Below are 15556 nucleotides of genomic sequence, written 5' to 3' on the forward strand. Positions count from 1 at the left end.
CTGGGAGGGACTGAGAATGACGACACCAAAAGACGAAATCGCCCAGAATGCGGCGCAAAGCACCACCGCACTGAACCCCCTTCTGGGCGGGATCAACCGGCAGGAATTGCTGGGCGCTGTCGCGATGATGCTGCGCTCGTCGGTAACCAACCCGGTGACCACGGCCAAGGCGGCGCGCAAGATCATGGCGGAGAACACGCAGATCCTGCTCGGCAAGTCGGAGCGCGCGGCCGACAAGAAGGACCGCCGGTTCAAGGATCCTGCCTGGGAGCACAACCCCTTCTACAAGCGGGGCATGCAGGCTTTTCTTGCCACGCAGGAACACCTGCACGAGTGGGTCAGCGACATCAAGATGAGCGAGCTGGAACATGCGCGCGCGAAGTTCGTGATGGGTATGATCACGGATGCGATGGCGCCGACGAACACGCTGCTCGGCAATCCGGCCGCGACCAAGCGCGTCGTTGATTCGGGCGGCCTCTCCCTGCTGAAGGGGATGAAGAACCTCTACGACGACCTCACCAAGAATGGCGGCCTGCCGGCGCAGGTCGACAAGCGTCCGTTCAAGGTCGGCGAGAACCTCGCCGTTTCCAAGGGCTCGGTTGTCTGGAAGAACGAGATGCTGGAGCTGATCCAGTATGCTCCGACCACGGAGAAGGTCTACAAAACGCCGATCCTGATCATTCCGCCGCAGATCAACAAGTTCTACGCGATGGACCTGACGCCGATGACGTCGATGGTCCAGTTCCTGCTGGCGATGGAACAGCAGACGTTCGTCATCTCTTGGCGCAATCCGCAAAAGGAGCATCGGGGCTGGGGCCTCTCGGATTACATCGACAGCCTGGTGCAGGCGAGCGAAGTGGTGCGCAAGATCACCAAGTCGCCGAAACTGAATGTGTCCGGCGCCTGTTCCGGCGGCATCACCACCGCGACATTTGCCAGCCTGCTGGCTGCCGCCGGTGACAAGCGGATCAACGCGGTCACCTTCATGGTGTGCGTGCTGAACCCGCAGAAAGAAGACAGCGATATCGGGCAGATCGTCTCGGACGGCAGCCTCGAGATCGCGCGGAAAATGTCCAAGGCACGGGGCATCCTGAAAGGCGACGACCTTGCCCGGATGTTTGCATGGATGCGCCCCAACGACCTGATCTGGAACTATGTAGTCAACAACTACCTGATGGGCGAAGACCCGCCGCCGTATGACGTGTTGTTCTGGAACAATGACACGACGAACCTGCCGGCGCAGCTGCATTCCGACTATCTCGACATTGCGCTGCACCAGCCGTTTGACCATCCGGGTACGGTGGAAGTGGCCGGCCATGTTGCGGATCTTCGCAAGGTCACCGCGGACGCGTTCGTCGTGGCCGGCCTGACCGATCACATCACGCCCTGGAAGGCCTGCTACCGGACACCGGCTCTGCTTGGCTCGAAGAATGTCGAGTTCGTGTTGTCGTCGAGCGGTCACCTGCAGTCCCTGATCAACCCCCCGGGCAATCCGAAGGCGAAGTACTTCCGCAGCACACAGATGAAGCCGACGCCGGATGAATGGGCGGCGAGCGCTGAGGAGCACAACGGCTCTTGGTGGCCGCGCTGGGGTGAATGGCTCAAGGAACGCGCCGGCACGCTCAAGACCGCGCCGGCGGAAGTTGGCAACGCAGCTTTCCCGCCGCAATACGCTGCGCCGGGCCGGTACGTTTTCAACGACTAGAATCAGATACAGGAACGTCATGGCCCGCATGATACGCAAGCCGGAAATCACCATGCAGGACGTCGATGGCGTCCAACTGCGGACGGCGTTCTGGCCGGCGCCGGAGGGGGGTGATGCAACGCCGCTGCTGTTCTTCAACGGTATCGGCGCCAATCTCGAACTGACCGGCGGTCTGGGCGACATGTTCCCCGACCGGGCGATCCTGACATTCGACGTGCCGGGAGTCGGCCTTAGCCCCGTTACCCAGTGGCCCTACCGGCACTGGATGGCGGCGCGCTGGGCCCGCAAGCTCGCTGATGGGTTCGGGCTCGATGTCGTTGACGTGATGGGTGTTTCCTGGGGCGGCGCGCTCGCCCAGCAGTATGCGTTCCAGTATCGCAACCGGGTCGGCAAGCTTGTCCTCTGCGCGACGTCATCCGGCATGACGATGGTGCCCGGGCGGCCGGCGTCGCTGTCAAAGATGGTCGATACGCGCCGGTATTCCGATCCGGAATTCATGCGCGAGAATTTTGCGAAACTGTACGGCGACATGGCCGATGAGTCTGCCGGAAGCCACATCAACAACCTGATGCCACCTGACCCGAAGGGCTACATCTACCAGCTGCTGGCCTTCGCTGGCTGGTCGAGCCTGCCGTTCATCCGCTTCCTGAAAATGCCGACGCTGGTGATGATGGGCGACAAGGACAGCATCGTGCCTCTGGTGAATGGCCAGATCCTGACCTGGGCTCTGCCGGATGCCCGCCTCTATGTGGTGGAAGATGCCGGCCACCTGTTCATCGTGACGCGCGCGCAGGAAACGGCCGACGAGATCAATCGCTTCCTTGAGGCGCCGGCGATGCAGGCAGGCCGGGCGGCCTAGTCGTTCATCAGGCGCTCGGCTTCGGTGCGCACGGCGCCGTAGTCGACCTTGCCGGTCCCCAGAACCGGAATCTGCGACACCTTGAATACGCGGCGGGGCACGGAGATTTCCGGCACGCCATGTGATTGCGCCCAGGTGAGGATCGGCGTGCGGGCAGCATCCGGCGCCTCGCTGAGCAGGACGACCTGCTCGCCCTTCTTGGGGTCGGGGAGGGTGACAGCTGCATGCAGGTGGTCGGGCCAGACCGCCGCGGCGCAGTTTTCGACCACCGCCAGCGACACCATCTCGCCGCCGATCTTGGCAAAGCGCTTTACGCGGCCAAGGATCTTGATGAAGCCCTCGGAGTCGATGTCGACAATGTCGCCGGTATCGTGCCAGCCGCCGGGCAGGCGCTCGATGGCGCCGGGGTTGGTGGCGCGCACATAGCCCAACATGATGTTCGGCCCGCGAATGTGCAGGCGGCCGCCCTCGGGCATGCCGGCAACCGGCACCAGCTTCGATTCCATCTCGGCCATCAGCTTGCCGACCGTGCCGGGTTTGTTGTGTTCCCACTGGTTCGCGGCAACAACCGGCGAAGCTTCGGTGGCGCCGTAGCCTTCCAGGATTTCGATGTTGAACTTGCGGCGCACGTAGTCGCGCGTTTCGTCCTTCACGCGCTCAGCGCCGCAAACGGCGAGGCGAATGGAATCCATGTCGCCGTCGCTGGCCGTTCGCGCATATTGCGAAATGAACGCGTCGGTGGCGAGCAGGATGGTTGCGCTGCCTTCGCGAATCCGCCGGACGATTTCCTTTGGCTGGAGCGGGGAAGGGTGGAACATCACCTTCACGCCCGCCATTGGTGGCAGGAGCGCGCCCACCGTGAGGCCGAAGCAGTGGAAGGTCGGCAGCGGGTTGAACACGACATCCGTATCCGGACTAAGGCCGATATGGGCGCGGACCTGTTCGATATTGGCCATGACGTTCTCATGGCTCAGCACGACGCCCTTCGGATCGCCTTCGGTGCCGGACGTGAACAGGATGACGCCAGGTTGCTTGTAGCTCAGGCCGGCGCCAATGAACGTCGGCAGGGAGGGCCCGGCGAGACCCGCGAGCTTGTCGACGATCGACAGCTTCTCGCGAACGTCCTCAAGGTAGACGATCTCGACCGACTTGCCGAGTTCCGCGACCAGGTTTTCGAGGCCGCCGAGTTCGACGAACTTGTGGGCGGTGACGAGGCGCTTCACCTTGGCGGCGCGCATGGCGGATTTCAGGTTCCGCGAGCCGGCGGTGAAATTCAGCATGGCGGGCACGCGGCCATAGGCGGTGAGGGCAAAGAAGGCGATCACCGAGCCGGCGCCCGTCGGCAGCATCACGCCAACCGATTCGCCGCGCTTGGTCCCCTTCTTCAGCGCCGATCCGAGCCCGAAGGACGCCCGGATGATCTCCTTGTAGGTGAGGATACGTTCGTCGCCGTCGACGACGATCGCCTTGTTCGGGCCGAACTCCCGCGCGGCGCGCAGGAGGCCGGAGAACAGGTTGGTTCGGGCGCGTTCGGGCTGGTACTTCAGCGGCGCCGGCACCAGCGGCTGGAGGGTTTGCTGCATCGGGTTGGCCCTGACTCGTTTCTTCCCGTAGTTTTGTGTAACATTCTGTCATCTAGCGACATGCAAGCAAGCGATATTGCAAGACTGCATATGCAGCCTGCGCAATGAGCGGCTTGCTGAATCGGGCTGTGGGCGCCATTTTGGCGCCAATGGCAAACCTCATCGACCTGAAAAACTCTGCGCCGCGGCCCCGTCACCCCGAGAAACAGGGGCGTCCGGATACACCCTTGATGCGAAAGCCGGACTGGATCCGCGTCAAGGCACCGACCTCCGAAGGCTATGCTGCAACGCGGCAGATCGTGAAGTCGAAAGGACTGGTGACGGTTTGCGAAGAGGCCGGCTGCCCCAACATCGGGGAGTGCTGGGACAAGAAGCACGCGACGATGATGATTCTCGGCGAGGTGTGCACCCGCGCCTGTTCCTTCTGCAACGTGGCGACCGGCAAGCCTAAACCGGGCGTTGACGCCGACGAGCCGCGCCGCGTGGGCGAGGCCGTGGCCGAGATGGGCCTCAGCCATGTCGTGATCACCTCCGTTGACCGCGATGACCTCGAAGATGGCGGCGCGATGCACTTCGTCCACACCATTGAATCGATCCGCCGGCAGGCGCCTGGCGCGACCATCGAAATCCTGACACCGGACTTCCTGCGCAAGGATGGCTGGGAGAACCGCGTCATCGATGCGAAGCCGGACGTGTTCAACCACAACCTCGAAACCGTGCCGCGCCTCTATCTCTCGATCCGCCCTGGCGCGCGGTATTTCCACTCGCTCCGCCTCCTCCAGAAGGTGAAAGACCGCGACCCGTCGCAGTTCACCAAGTCCGGCCTTATGGTCGGCCTCGGCGAGACCAAGGAAGAGGTGATGCAGGTGATGGACGACATGCGCTCGGCCGGTGTCGACTTCATCACCATTGGCCAATACCTGCAGCCGACCCGCAAACACGCCGCCATCGACCGGTTCGTCACGCCGGACGAGTTCAAGGCGTATGAAGAGATCGCGCGCGCCAAAGGCTTCCTGATGGTCTCGGCGAGCCCGCTGACGCGTTCCAGCCACCATGCCGGTGAAGACTTCGAGCGCCTGCGCGCCGCGCGCGCGGCTCAGCTGGCAGCCCGCGCCTGAGGCATGCCGCGCTTTTCGAAAACGCTCCGTGTTCCCTACGGACCCGCGGATTGCTTCGCGCTGGTTTCCGACATCGCGCGCTATCCGGATTTCATAAAATGGATCACGGCAATGCGCGTCACCGGCGCGCGGGAGATTGGCGCCGGGGTGCGCGAATGCCAGGGGGAAGCGGTCGTCGGCTTCAAGGGCTTCACCGAGCGCTTCACCACGCAGGTGGTCGCGGACGAGCCTGCAAGGCGCGTGACCGCGTCCTTGGTGCGCGGCCCGTTCCGAAAGCTCTTTGCCGAGTGGCGCATCTTCGAGACCGTCGGCGGCGCGACGGATATCTCGCTGGAAATCGATTATGAGTTCCGCAATCCGGTCATCGGCTTCCTGGCGGCGGCAAACCATGATCTGGCCACGGACCGAATCCTGAATGCGTTTCTGGTTGAAGCGCAGAAACGCTTCGGCAGGTCTAGCGCATCTGCGCCTGAATAAGGTTCATCGCTGTCTCCACCGCAGCCATGCGGATCGCGTCGCGGCTGATCTCGCCCAGCTGCAGATGCTCGTGGATGATCGCGCGGTTCTCGCGGGCGCAGGCGATATGCACCGTGCCGACCGGTTTCATTTTCGTGCCGCCGCCGGGGCCGGCGACGCCGGTGATGCCGACTGCGATGTTGGCGCGGCTGTTGCCGAGCGCGCCCTCGGCCATCATGCGCGCGACCGGTTCGGAAACTGCGCCATAGTCGGCCAGCGCGTCACCGGGCACGCCAAGCATCTCTTCCTTGGCGCGGTTCGAATAGGTCACAAAGCCGCGCTCAAACACGGATGATGAGCCAGGGATTTCGGTGAACAGCGCCGCCAGCAGCCCGCCTGTGCAGCTTTCAGCGGTGGCGATCTTCAGGCGCGCCTGCTCGGCGTCGTCGAGCAGCAGCATGGCGAAATTGCGCAGGCGTTCTGGAAACATGCTCATTGCTTACAGGCCCGCTAGCGGCCCGTGAAGACCGGATCGCGCTTCTCGATGAAGGCGGCGGCGCTTTCCTTGGCGTCTTCGGTCTGCATCAGCTTGCGGATTTCGGTGATCGCCCATTTGCCAGTGTCGCGCCAGTCGGGGTCCAGCGTGCGGCGCAGGCCGGCTTTCAGCGCGCGCACTGCCTGCGGCGGATTGGCGGCGATCTTCTCGGCGATGCCAAGCGCAGTCGGCAGCAAGTCTTCCTGCGGCACAACCCGGCCAACGAGGCCGATCTCTTTCGCTTCCTGCGCGGTGATGATGTCGCCGGTGAACAGCAGCTCGCTCGCCTTCTCGCGCCCGACGATCTGGGCGAGACGGCCAAGGCCCGGCGCATCGCAGCAAAGGCCGCGCTTGACGAAGATCTCGCCCCACTTGGCCGTGTCTGCCATGACGCGGATGTCGGCCATGATCGACAGTTCCGCGCCCCAGCCGAGCGCGAATCCGTTGATCGCGGCAATTACAGGAATGTCCGTGTGCAGAAGGGCGTCGGCGGCCGGTGTGAGCCCGCCGGTGTCTTTCGCCTTTGCCGCCCGCTCCGGCGTGACCGGCGCGCCCTTGGAGAGGATTTTCTTTACGTCATCACCCGAGCAGAAGGCGCGGGTGCCGGAGCCAGTGATGATGATGGCGCGCGCATCAGACGTGCGCACGGCATCTTCCAGGGCATCATAGAGCTCATAGTCGAGCGAGTTCATCGCCTCGGGCCGGTTCAACGTGAGCACGGTGACGTGACCGTGTTGCTGCTTCAGCAGGATGTCGGACATGGCGCTTCTCCCGTTATCTTTTGCCGGAGAGTGTCACGAAGCGGGAAGGGTGAAAATCCTGCCGCCGGGTCAGCGTGCCGGGGCGAGCACCGCGATGGCCTCTGCGGCGATGCCTTCGCGGCGGCCCGTGAAGCCCAACCCCTCGGTGGTCGTCGCCTTCACGCTTACGGCATCGAGCGGCAAGCCCAGGAGGTCGGCGGTTCGCACCCTCATGGCCTCGCGGTGCGGCTTCACTTTCGGCGCCTCGCAGATCACGGTGATGTCGCAGCTGTCGATCCGGTATCCTTTGGCAGCGGCGAGTTCCTGCGCGTGCTTCAGGAAGATGCCGCTGTCGGCATTTTTCCACCGGTCATCGGACGGCGGGAAGTGGTCGCCGATGTCGCCGAGAGCGACGGCGCCGAGGATCGCGTCTGTGAGAGCGTGCCAACCGGCGTCGGCGTCCGAATGGCCCTTCAGCTTGGCAACGTGGGGGATGGCGACGCCGCACAGCGTGACTTGGCTGCCGGGTTCGAATTCATGGACATCGAAACCCTTGCCGACGCGCGGCGTGCCGGTCGGGGCGAGAAGGCGGGTCATCAGGTCAAAGTCCTCGGCATAGGTAATTTTCGAAAGATGCAGCGCGCCGGGGACGAGCGCGATCCGGGCGCCGCTGCCTTCCAGAGCTGCGAGGTCGTCCACCAGCGCGCCGGGTGATGCGGCGAGCGCCGTGCGGATCGCGCGAAGGCGGAACGCCTGAGGCGTCTGCACTCGTTGAAGGTTTGCCCGGTCGATTGTCTCGAGGCCGCCTTCGGCGAGCGGTCGCTTCAGGGCATCGGCAACCTGCAACGCCGGAGCCGCCGCGTCGTGATCGGCCAGCGCGGCGATGAGCGCCGATATTGTCTCAGCGTCGATACCCGGGCGGGCGGCGTCGTGGATCAGTACGATGGTGTCGTCGGGCGCTTCGATTGCGGCAAGACCGCTCAAGACGGAAAGGGTGCGTGTTTCGCCTGGCTCGGCGCGAAGGTAGCGCTGGCCGGGTTTTGGCTCGCCCAGTTCGGGCGCTGCCACGACCACGATGTCGGCAATCGCCGGATGGGCGCTGAACGTGTCGATCGACCAGTCGACGACGCGCCTGCCGAGCAGCGACTGCCATTGCTTCGGCATATCGCTCTTGGTCCGGCTGCCTTGGCCTCCGGCGACGATCAGGGCTGCAACGCGAGTCATCGGGGCGCTTCTAGAGGAGCATCCGTTCTGTGACTATATGGTCGCACAAACTCGCCTTCTGCTTGAAATTTGGGCTGCCCATGATTTGTGCGCTTGCCCGCGCGTCGAAAGTTGTGAAGATAGCGTAATGATCAATTTTCAGGCACCTCGCGTTTGGCTTGCGCCGATGTCCGGCGCCACCGATGCCCCGATGCGGCGGCAGGCGGTGCGCTTTGGGGCGCCGGCCGTGGTGTCGGAAATGGTCGCCGGCGAAACGCTGGCCAAGGCGCGACCTGATGTGGTCCGGCGCACCTGCCGCCATGAAGGAGCCGGGTTCTGGATCGTCCAGCTCGCGGCGCGCCGGCCTGACGACATGCTGCAAGGCGCGCGGCTGATGGCCGAAGCCGGTGTGGATGTCATCGATATCAACATGGGCTGCCCCTCCAAGGAAGTCACCGGCGGCCAGTCGGGATCGGCCCTGATGCGGGATTTGCCGTTGGCCGGCGAAATCATCGATGCCGCCATCGAAGGCGCCGGCGCCCGGCCAGTCACATTGAAGATGCGGCTCGGCTGGGACGATGCACACCTCAATGCGCCGGAGCTTGGGCAGATTGCGGAGCGCAAAGGCGTCCGGATGCTCACCGTTCATGGCCGTACGCGCTGCCAGTTCTACACTGGCGCTGCCGATTGGACGGCCGTTCGGGCGACCGTGGAAGCCGTTGCCCTGCCGGTGATAGTGAATGGCGATATCGACAGTCCTGCCTCGGCGCGCGAGGCGCTTGCGCAGTCCGGTGCCTGGGGCGTGATGGTAGGGCGCGCAGCGATGGGCCGGTCGTGGATCGCCGGCGAGATTGCCGCGGCGCTCGACGGGCAACGCTGGCGCCCACCGCCATTGGCCGAGCAGTTCGACAGTCTTGCCGAGCAGGTGTCGGATTCGATTGCGCTCTACGGCGCAGGCTTGGGGCTGAGGATGGTGCGCAAGCATGTGTCGGCGGCGATCGATCATCTTGAGCGCGACTTGCCGCCGGCCGAGCGCCGGGCGCTGCGCGGATCGCTCTGCCGCATCGAGACCGGCGACGAGCTGATACGCGCGCTGCGCGGCGTCTATCTGGAAAGAATTCCTCAGGAGCTGGTGTGAAATGCCGACCATGGACCAGACACGGCCTGCAAACCTGTCCGAACTCGCGCCCGTTGCGCTGGTGCATATCGATGCGCGGCGCCGCATCTGCAATGTGAATCCTGCCGCCGAGGCGCTGCTGCAGCTATCGCGGCGCGCGCTGGTCGACCGCCCGCTCAGCGAGGTGATCTATCACGACTCGCCGCTGTTCGAGCTGATCGACCGCGCGGCGCGTGAGCCTGCCGAAATCACGGCGCCGTCGACGCCGATCTCCGGCCCATCCGTGCCCGTGCGCACGATCTGTGACGTGCGCGTACGCAGTGTGGACGGCAATGAATTCATCCTGGTGCTCGGCGAAGCGCCGGCCCGCGATCCGTCCGAAGGTATCGCCGGCGCAGCCGGGTTTGGCCGGATACTCGGTCACGAAGTGAAGAACCCGCTTGCCGGGATCATTGGCGCCGCCCAGCTGCTGGAGCGTCAGGGGCTGACCGAGCAGGCGGAACTGCTGGATATCATCAAGGACGAGGCGCGGCGCATCGAGCGGCTGGTGAACCGGCTCTCGGCGTTCGAGCTGTTCTCGGCGCCGCGCATGCAGAACTGCAACGTGCACGCCTTGCTCGACAAGGTGATCGCCGCCGAGCGCGCGGCAATGGGACCGAAGATCGAGTTCCGGCGCGATTTTGATCCGTCGCTGCCGGACGTGCAGGCAGACCCCGATCATCTCCAGCAAGCCTTCCAGAACATCATCCGCAATGCAGCCGAGGCGGCGTCGGAAGCGGGACGGGGCGGAGAAGTGGTGGTGCGCACGGCCTATGCGGCGGGACTGGCCATGCGCCAGGCTCGGCTCGGGTCGGGACTGCGGCGAGCGATGCTGATTTCTTTCGAAGACAACGGGCAAGGAATCCCGCGTGAACGCCAAGCGACCATTTTTGATGTTTTCCAGAGCTCGAAGTCGGGTGGTCGTGGACTTGGGCTGTCGGTCGTGAGTGAAGTTGTGGCGGCTCATGGCGGACAGATCCGCGTCGACAGCCAGCCCGGGGCAACCCGGTTCACAGTTCTTTTGCCACTCGTGGAGGCCGGCTGACATGGCCGACAAGACCGTATTGCTCGCCGAAGATGACGCCAGCATTCGCCTGATCGTCAACCAGACCCTTGTGTCGGCCGGTTATGAAGTGCGCGCGACGAGTTCGCCGGATGCACTGCAACGCTGGGTGCGCAATGGCGAGGGGGATGTGGTCGTCACCGACGTCTATCTGGGCGACACGTCGATCTTCGACCTCTTGCCATCCATGAAGCTGGCGCGCCCCGACCTGCCGTTCATTGTGATGAGCGGCCAGAACACGATCCTGACGGCGGCGTCGGCGGCCGAGCATGGTGCATTTGACTACCTTCCGAAACCGTTCGACATCGACGTTCTGTCCAGCCTCGTGCGCCGTGCGCTCAAGTCTTCGCCCAACATCGAACGGCTGATTCACCCGGAGGCCCAGAAGGCCGTCCAGGACGCAGGCTTGCCGCTGATCGGGCGGTCGGATGCGATGCAGGAAGTCTACCGGTTGATCGCAAAAGTGATGAACACCGACCTGACGGTGCTGATCGAAGGCGAAAGCGGAACCGGCAAGGAACTCGCCGCCCGGGCGATCCACCAGCTCGGCCATTCAAAAAATGGCAAGTTCATTGCGCTGGATCTGGCGGCCATGCCGGCCGCCGAGATCAACAAGGAACTGTTCGGCGTCAACGGCACCGACGGCGCCGTTCACCTGAAGGGCGGCACGCTTTACCTGGACGAGATCGGCGACCTGCCGGCCGAGGCACAGGCGCAACTTGTGAAGCTGCTCCGGGAGCCCGGCGGCGCTCGACTGATCGCGTCAACGCGGCGCAATCTCGGCAAGCTGGTGGAGGAGGGGAAGTTCCGCGAGGACCTGTTCTACCGCCTCAACGTCATGCGCCTGTCGATCCCGCCTTTGCGTCACCGCAAGGAAGACATCCCCGAGCTCGCCCGCGCCTTCCTGATACGTGCCCAGCGCCAGGGGCTTGCCGCGCGCACGTTCGAGAAATCAGCGCTCGACCTGATGGCGGCCTATGACTGGCCGGGGAACGTGCGCGAACTTGAAAATCTCGTGATCCGCCTCGCGGTGCTCAGCTCGGATACGATCATCACCTTGCTCGACGTCGAACGCGAGATGCGGATGGGCGCGTCGGAGCAGGCGGGCGGGCATGCCGGGTTCGAAGCTGAGGTCGAGGCGCTGCTGCATCGCTATGTCATGGGCGACCTGGTATCGGGCGGCGAAAACGGCGACTCGATGGTCCACAGCTCGGTGATCGACCGGGTAGAGCGCCCCCTGATCCGCCTCGCCCTGTCGGTGACGTCCGGCAACAAGGTGAAGGCAGCCCAGTTGCTCGGGATGAACCGCAATACGCTGCGGGCAAAGATCAACGCCTTGGGAATTGCAGAAGACTGATTGACGAGCCGTAAATACGTGCCTTTAATGCATCAGTGTTGCATATAGGGCACGTTAACTGTGTCCGGATTGCAACGGGGCCGGGGCCCTAACTGAGCCGGATTGCGTGTCGACAGCTTCAAATAGCCAGGCCACCAAAGCGAGCTGGGCCCTGTTCGAGGGCCTTTTCATCATTGCGGCCCTGGTCGCAGTGTTTGCAACCTTCATCGCCATTTCAGGGGCCGCGCCGAACGATCCGACTGCCGGCGCCACGCCCTGGCTGCTTGGGCTGAACTTCGTCCTCCTGATCGTGCTGGCGATCATTGTCGTGCGCGAATACCTCGCGATCCGCGGCAGCGAGTCGGAAGGCGGCGGCAAGCTGGCGCGCCGCTTCGTGCTGCTTTTCGGCTTTTCTGCGCTGATCCCGGCGATGGTGGTCGCGGTGTTCATGGGCGCATTCATCACGCGCGGACTGGACCGCTGGATCGGCGAGCGCGTCGACGAACTCATGGCGCAGAATACGGAGATATTCCGCAGCTACGTGGACAATTTCCAGTCGACCTTCGAATCCGATCTGCGCCTCGCGGCGATGGATGTAGAAAACTTCGCCAAGCAGGTTGACCAGTCGCTCGCCGGCACGGGCACGCCCGACGCGGCCTCCTATGCGTCCACGGAGTTTTTTGAAGGCCTGAAATCGGAACTCGCCATCCGCGAGTTTCTGACCATCGCAATTCTCGGTCCGGACGGCGTGGACCTCGTTGCGGAAGCGAGCATCCAGGATGCGATCCTGCTGTCGCCGCCGAAGACTGCGTTCACCGAAGCTGACGGCGGCGCTGTCGCGACGACGCTTTATGAGGGGCGCGGCATAGCAACGGCCCTTATCCGCATTTCGGCGCCGGTCGACGGATACATCTATGCGGTGAAGGTGTTCGACCGGAACGCTGCGCGTTCGTTGCGCGAAGCCGAAACGGCGCTTGAGGAATACAACGCCGCGAAGCGCAACAGCGGACGGCTGCAGGCCATCTTCGTGATCGGCTATGCGCAGATCGTCGGGCTGGTATTGCTGCTCGCGGGCCGCCTCGGCCTCGAAGCGGCGGGCCGGGTGACCGGGCCGATCGGACGGCTTGCATCCGCTGCGCATGCGGTTCGGGACGGCGACCTTGGCGTGCGCGTGCCGGTAAGTGGCCCCGTCGATGAGATCCATGCGCTGAGCAGCTCGTTCAATGCGATGACGGAGCAACTGTCTGGCCAGCAGAACGCATTGATCCGGGCACGGAATGAAGAAGAAGATCGCCGCCGCTTCATCGAGACATTGCTGGGTGAAATCGGCGCCGGCGTGATCCGTGTGGACCGCGAGGAGCGCATCACGCTCGCCAACCGCTCGGCCTGCGACATTCTCGGGGTCGACGAAGTGACGGAAGGCGCCCTGCTGGGTGACGTCGCGCCCGCGTTTGAGCGGATCGTGCGCGACACGTTCGAGCGCAACACGGCTGTGGATGCCGGTCTTGAGCTGATCCGGAACGGTGAAGTGCGAAGCGTACGCCTGAAGTCTGCGCCCGAAGCGTCCGGCGGATGTGTGCTGACCTTTGACGATACGACGCGGCTTATTTCTGCACAGCGCCAGCTCGCGTGGCGCGATGTGGCGCGGCGGATCGCGCACGAAATCCGCAATCCCCTGACGCCAATCATGTTGTCGACCGAGCGGCTGCGCCGGCGATATGCGTCCAAGATTGACGATACCGACGGCGTGTTTGACCGGTGCATCGAAACGATCCTGCGCAAGGTCGAGGAGATCGCGCGCATGGTCGAGGAGTTCTCGAGCTTCGCGCGGATGCCGAAACCGAGCATTGCGCCGTTCGACATGCGCGCCGTGCTGCAAGGCGCCAGTTTCGCGCAAAGTGTCGTGTCGCCCGATATGGAAATCGACTTGGAGACTGAACTCGCCGAAGCGCCGTTCCTCGGTGACGAACGGCTGCTCGCCCAGGCCTTCGGCAACCTGCTCAAGAACGCGGCAGAAGCCATCGAAGGCCAACCCATAGAGAACGACGTATCCGGACATATCCGGATCCTGCTGGCGAAGGATGCCGGCGGACTCGAAATCGTGATCGAGGACAATGGCCCGGGCTTTCCGGCCGAAGTGCGCAACCGGCTGCTCGAGCCCTATGTGACGACGCGGGAGAAGGGCACTGGGCTCGGCCTTGCGATCGTCAACCGGATCATTGCCGATCATGGCGGCTCTATCTCGTTGCAGAACCGCCTCGATGGTTTGCGCGGCGCGCGCGTGCGCGTCCTCCTGCCCGAGAACGGGGCGCTTGCAATGCAATCTGTTGAAACTGCCGGCGGCGAATTGGCCGGAGCGGATGGGCATCCGCCCGGAACGTTGAGTTTGTAAAGGAACGAGTCAGATGGCTTTGGACATTTTGGTCGTAGACGACGAGCCCGATATCCGGGAACTGATGGCCGGCGTGCTCGGCGACGAAGGCTATTCCGTGCGCACCGCCGATACGGCCGAGCGCGCACTGGAAGAAGTCAGGTCGCGGACGCCGAGGCTCGTCATTCTCGACGTCTGGCTGCAGGGCAGCGGCATGGATGGTCTTTCGCTGCTCAAGTACCTGAAGTCGATTGACCCGATCCTGCCGGTCATCGTCATCAGCGGCCACGGCAATATCGAAACCGCCATCGCCGCTATCCGGCGCGGGGCATTCGATTTCATCGAGAAGCCGATCAAGGCAGACCGGCTGATGCTCGTGGTCGAGCGCGCCATCGAATCGGCGGCGCTGCGTTACGAGAATGCCGCGCTGCGCAACCGGACCGGCGACGAGGAGCGCTGGATCGGCAACAGCCAGGCCGCCGCCGCGCTGCGCGCCTCCATCGACAAGGTAGCGCCGACGAATTCACGCGTGCTGATCTCGGGGCCGGCCGGTGTCGGCAAGGAACTCGCGGCGCGTCTGATCCACAAGAACTCCGCGCGCGTGCAGGGCCCGTTCGTCGTCGTCAATGCTGCCACGATTGCGCCGGACCAGATGGAAATTGCGCTGTTCGGTGAAGAAGACGCGCAGGGGCGCACCATCCGGGTGGGCCTGTTCGAACGCGCCCATACCGGCACGCTGCTCCTCGACGAGGTCGCCGACATGCCGGTGGGCACCCAGAACAAGATCCTCCGGGTGCTGACGGAGCAGCGTTTCCAGCGCGTCGGCGGGCGTTCCGATGTCAGCGTGGATGTGCGGGTCATGGCGGCGACGACCAAGGACCTGCGAGCCGAGATCGAGAAAGGAAATTTCCGGGAAGACCTTTTCTACCGTCTCAGCGTCGTGCCGCTGCGGGTGCCATCACTCGCCGAGCGCCGGGACGATATCATGGAGCTTGCGACCTATTTCTGCGAGCGGATTGCCGAGACGTCCGGTTTGATCTGCCGCAATTTCACACCCGAGGCGCTGGCAGTGCTGCAATCGATGGAATGGCCCGGAAACATCCGCCAGCTGCGCAATTTGGTGGAGCGCATCCTGATCCTGTCGCCCTCCGATTCGACGCGCCCCATCAGTGTGGACGAATTGCCGCGCGACCCGGGCCGGTCGGCATCGCCTGCCGCGCAATCGGGCTCGGCTGACCTTGTGGGCCTCTCCCTGCGCGATGCCCGCGAGCAGTTCGAGCGGGAGTATCTGACCCTTCAGATCACCCGGTTTAACGGAAACATATCGCGGACAGCCGAATTCATCGGGATGGAACGTTCTGCCCTCCACCGAAAATTAAAGGCTTTGGGCATAACAACTGGCGTGCGACACGATAGCTGAGCCCCGGGCTG

General features: G+C 63.9%; 13 protein-coding genes. 9 read left to right on the plus strand and 4 right to left on the minus strand.

Annotation, left to right across the window (positions count from 1 at the left end):
• Window positions 1–16 precede the first annotated feature (16 nt).
• Both IPK75_14385 and IPK75_14390 read left to right on the plus strand, forming a co-directional pair.
• Complete coding sequence (locus IPK75_14385) at window positions 17–1705, plus strand: alpha/beta fold hydrolase (protein ID MBK8199538.1); 1689 nt, start codon at window positions 17–19, stop codon at window positions 1703–1705.
• A 52-nt stretch (window positions 1706–1757) separates the two neighbouring features.
• Window positions 1758–2564 (plus strand): alpha/beta fold hydrolase, encoded by an 807-nt coding sequence (locus IPK75_14390; protein MBK8199539.1) that lies wholly within the window; start codon window positions 1758–1760, stop codon window positions 2562–2564.
• On the opposite strand, the gene IPK75_14395 is transcribed toward IPK75_14390, so the two are convergent.
• Window positions 2561–4147 (minus strand): AMP-binding protein, encoded by a 1587-nt coding sequence (locus tag IPK75_14395; protein ID MBK8199540.1) that lies wholly within the window; start codon window positions 4145–4147, stop codon window positions 2561–2563. The genes IPK75_14390 and IPK75_14395 overlap by 4 nt on opposite strands.
• Before the next feature lie 149 nt (window positions 4148–4296).
• Here IPK75_14395 and lipA point away from each other — a divergent pair, with 149 nt between their 5' ends.
• Both lipA and IPK75_14405 read left to right on the plus strand, forming a co-directional pair.
• Window positions 4297–5265: a lipoyl synthase gene (gene lipA, locus IPK75_14400; GenBank protein ID MBK8199541.1), complete on the plus strand. Its 969-nt coding sequence runs from the start codon at window positions 4297–4299 to the stop codon at window positions 5263–5265.
• A 3-nt stretch (window positions 5266–5268) separates the two neighbouring features.
• Entirely contained in the window at window positions 5269–5742 is a 474-nt protein-coding gene (locus IPK75_14405) for a type II toxin-antitoxin system RatA family toxin (GenBank protein ID MBK8199542.1), read from the plus strand.
• Here IPK75_14405 and IPK75_14410 read toward each other — a convergent pair.
• The 3 genes from IPK75_14410 to ispF form a co-directional block, all read right to left on the minus strand.
• Window positions 5720–6211, minus strand: a complete 492-nt coding sequence (locus IPK75_14410) for a CinA family protein (protein ID MBK8199543.1) — start codon at window positions 6209–6211, stop codon at window positions 5720–5722. The two genes, IPK75_14405 and IPK75_14410, sit on opposite strands and share 23 nt — an antisense overlap.
• Window positions 6212–6231: 20 nt before the next feature.
• Entirely contained in the window at window positions 6232–7017 is a 786-nt protein-coding gene (locus tag IPK75_14415; protein ID MBK8199544.1) for an enoyl-CoA hydratase/isomerase family protein, read from the minus strand.
• Between the two features lie 69 nt (window positions 7018–7086).
• Window positions 7087–8220, minus strand: a complete 1134-nt coding sequence (ispF, locus tag IPK75_14420) for a 2-C-methyl-D-erythritol 2,4-cyclodiphosphate synthase (protein ID MBK8199545.1) — start codon at window positions 8218–8220, stop codon at window positions 7087–7089.
• Between the two features lie 85 nt (window positions 8221–8305).
• Between ispF and IPK75_14425 the strand changes: the two genes are divergently transcribed.
• From IPK75_14425 to IPK75_14445, 5 genes are all read left to right on the plus strand, one after another.
• Window positions 8306–9337, plus strand: a complete 1032-nt coding sequence (locus tag IPK75_14425) for a tRNA-dihydrouridine synthase (GenBank protein ID MBK8199546.1) — start codon at window positions 8306–8308, stop codon at window positions 9335–9337.
• A 1-nt stretch (window position 9338) separates the two neighbouring features.
• Window positions 9339–10400, plus strand: a complete 1062-nt coding sequence (locus IPK75_14430) for a PAS domain-containing protein (protein ID MBK8199547.1) — start codon at window positions 9339–9341, stop codon at window positions 10398–10400.
• Window position 10401: 1 nt separating this feature from the next.
• Window positions 10402–11775 (plus strand): sigma 54-interacting transcriptional regulator, encoded by a 1374-nt coding sequence (locus IPK75_14435; protein MBK8199548.1) that lies wholly within the window; start codon window positions 10402–10404, stop codon window positions 11773–11775.
• 106 nt (window positions 11776–11881) lie between these two features.
• Window positions 11882–14146: a HAMP domain-containing protein gene (locus tag IPK75_14440; GenBank protein MBK8199549.1), complete on the plus strand. Its 2265-nt coding sequence runs from the start codon at window positions 11882–11884 to the stop codon at window positions 14144–14146.
• A 13-nt stretch (window positions 14147–14159) separates the two neighbouring features.
• Complete coding sequence (locus IPK75_14445) at window positions 14160–15545, plus strand: sigma-54-dependent Fis family transcriptional regulator (GenBank protein MBK8199550.1); 1386 nt, start codon at window positions 14160–14162, stop codon at window positions 15543–15545.
• Window positions 15546–15556: the final 11 nt, after the last annotated feature.

The sequence above is a fragment of the Acidobacteriota bacterium genome (genome assembly GCA_016712445.1).
GTDB lineage: Bacteria > Pseudomonadota > Alphaproteobacteria > Caulobacterales > Hyphomonadaceae > Hyphomonas.

Coding starts and splice junctions, on each gene's coding strand:
- IPK75_14435 (MBK8199548.1), top strand. CDS start 10,402: ATGGCCGACAAGACCGTATTGCTCGCCGAAGATGACGCCAGCATTCGC.
- IPK75_14410 (MBK8199543.1), bottom strand. CDS start 6,211: ATGTTTCCAGAACGCCTGCGCAATTTCGCCATGCTGCTGCTCGACGAC.
- IPK75_14430 (MBK8199547.1), top strand. CDS start 9,339: ATGCCGACCATGGACCAGACACGGCCTGCAAACCTGTCCGAACTCGCG.
- lipA (MBK8199541.1), top strand. CDS start 4,297: ATGGCAAACCTCATCGACCTGAAAAACTCTGCGCCGCGGCCCCGTCAC.
- IPK75_14385 (MBK8199538.1), top strand. CDS start 17: ATGACGACACCAAAAGACGAAATCGCCCAGAATGCGGCGCAAAGCACC.
- IPK75_14390 (MBK8199539.1), top strand. CDS start 1,758: ATGCAGGACGTCGATGGCGTCCAACTGCGGACGGCGTTCTGGCCGGCG.
- IPK75_14415 (MBK8199544.1), bottom strand. CDS start 7,017: ATGTCCGACATCCTGCTGAAGCAGCAACACGGTCACGTCACCGTGCTC.
- IPK75_14445 (MBK8199550.1), top strand. CDS start 14,160: ATGGCTTTGGACATTTTGGTCGTAGACGACGAGCCCGATATCCGGGAA.
- ispF (MBK8199545.1), bottom strand. CDS start 8,220: ATGACTCGCGTTGCAGCCCTGATCGTCGCCGGAGGCCAAGGCAGCCGG.
- IPK75_14405 (MBK8199542.1), top strand. CDS start 5,269: ATGCCGCGCTTTTCGAAAACGCTCCGTGTTCCCTACGGACCCGCGGAT.
- IPK75_14395 (MBK8199540.1), bottom strand. CDS start 4,147: ATGCAGCAAACCCTCCAGCCGCTGGTGCCGGCGCCGCTGAAGTACCAG.